Raw genomic sequence first — 1,901 nt, forward strand, 5'->3', positions numbered from 1 at the left:
GTTCCTGCTCGATCATTTCGACATTGAGCGGTGCCGTGAGGCTTTCGTTGGCGAGCGCCGCGGTGTCGCCGACGACGTGGCGGATGATGGTCTCGCAGTTGGCGCGGCGGATCGAGGAGACAGCACGTTCCTGCAGCTCGCGATCAAGGATGGCGGCTACGATGGCGAACACCGTCACCTCATCATCTCCATGTTTGCGGCGCCCAGCATGTGTTGCTCCTCGATCAGTGCTTCGCCCGCGAGCTCTGCAAACGTCGCCATAGCCGTGGCACACGCTCTTGTGCTGTCAGGCAAATGCCGGAAGCGTTGATCATCCCGAGCATCATGCTCAGGCGAGGCCAAAATTGAATGAGCACTATGAGCTCATCGTACGATTGGACGCGACAGCGAAGGAAAAGGAGGGCAGCTTGCCGGTCGCGTCTGCAACCCGCGTATTTGGGGCGAAGTCTATCGCGCCCAAACGAGTCCCTGTCTCGCGATTGGTTTAGTTATCATCGGACGGCACTCGAAGCTGCGCCCAGACCGTCATGAGCGGGAGGATATCGATCGGATCCGTTGATTTTGCTGCGTTTTCGTTCGGATTTGACGACTTTCGTCTCGTTCTGTTGCAGTTGTTTCTGGTGCGAAACTGTTGCGGTGCCCTCGGAAGACTGAAAGGGCAGGCCTTGTGAAGTTGTTGCTCGATCTTGCAGCCAAGCTTGGCGAATATCCGGGGCATTGAATAAGCCCACGTGCAACTCGTCGTCAAACCGTAATATTTGCCGTCTAGTTGCCTGTGATTTTCCGATTTCCGGCGGCTGGTCCGGCGTGACGAACGACAGATGTTGCAAAGGTTAGGCGATAAGTTCGCGATCTCGAATGTTCGTCCTGCAGTGATCGCAGCATGGATGTTGCTTCCCGCGTTGAGCGTCGTGCATGCCGCCGAAGAGCGCTTCGCACGTGAGGTCGGGGGGACTGCCGATTCGGCGCATTTCGACATACCCCCTCAGCCGCTCGAAGAGGCATTGATGTCCTACGCGGCCGTAACGGGCGTTGAAGTGTTTGTCGACCACGCACTGGCCGCTGGCCAGAAATCGGCACCGGTGCAGGGTGTGTACACCTTCGAGGAAGCATTGCGTGCCTTGCTGCGGCCGACCGGGCTGTACATCCGACGTGCGGCCGATCAGGGCTACACGCTGGTTGCTCCTGCGGCCCAGGAACCGCCGATTGGCCGGATACCGAAATGGTCTGCCGATCCGGTACGCAATCACTTCTTCGCAGCGCTTCAGACTGCGCTGAAGCGCGCCTTGTGTGGATCGCCTGACACGGCTCCCGGACAATACCGTGCCGCGCTCGCGATATGGATCGGACCTGCCGGCGACATCGTGAACGCTCGCGTTCTCGGGGCGGATGCCGAGGACCAGGCCGCATCGAATCTCGCCGCACGGATCGGCCGCGTCTCGGTAGGAGAAGCTCCGCCACCCGGTCTTGAGCAACCGGTGACCTTTGTCATATTGCCGAGGTCGCCGGAACATACAAGAGATTGCCAGTCGCAAGGTGCGGCAAGAGAATGAGGCGAACCGGTCCGACGATGGGGGCTCTGCAATCCAGACGTCCGGGTGCATCCGACTCCTTTGAATGACAAACTCATCCCGTTCTTCGCTCCGGCAGTTGCTGGTTGCCGGCTACACCGAACTTAGGCGTCGCCTTGTGCGCCGTCTCGGCTCGGAGGAACTCGCAAGCGAGGCGCTGCATGAGGCCTATCTGCGGCTGGATGGGAGGGACGGAACGCTATTTTTGCGGCCACATGACTATATCGTCCGTGTGGCGTTGAATATTGCCCATGCGTATTGCCTCACCTGAGGATGTTACTTTCGCTTGACGGATGTAGCTCCGACTGTCGGCCGGTCCGAGGTTGCGTC

General features: G+C 59.4%; 2 protein-coding genes. Both read left to right on the forward strand.

Annotation, left to right across the window (positions count from 1 at the left end):
- The first annotated feature begins 821 nt into the window (after nucleotides 1-821).
- On the forward strand, nucleotides 822-1,553 hold the full coding sequence (locus tag AAFX91_RS41260) for an STN domain-containing protein (RefSeq protein WP_130580312.1): 732 nt from the start codon (nucleotides 822-824) through the stop codon (nucleotides 1,551-1,553).
- 64 nt (nucleotides 1,554-1,617) lie between these two features.
- Nucleotides 1,618-1,842, forward strand: a complete 225-nt coding sequence (locus AAFX91_RS41265; RefSeq protein WP_394570305.1) for a hypothetical protein — start codon at nucleotides 1,618-1,620, stop codon at nucleotides 1,840-1,842.
- Nucleotides 1,843-1,901: the final 59 nt, after the last annotated feature.

Source organism: Bradyrhizobium sp. 31Argb (genome assembly GCF_043638955.1).
Taxonomy (GTDB): domain Bacteria; phylum Pseudomonadota; class Alphaproteobacteria; order Rhizobiales; family Xanthobacteraceae; genus Bradyrhizobium.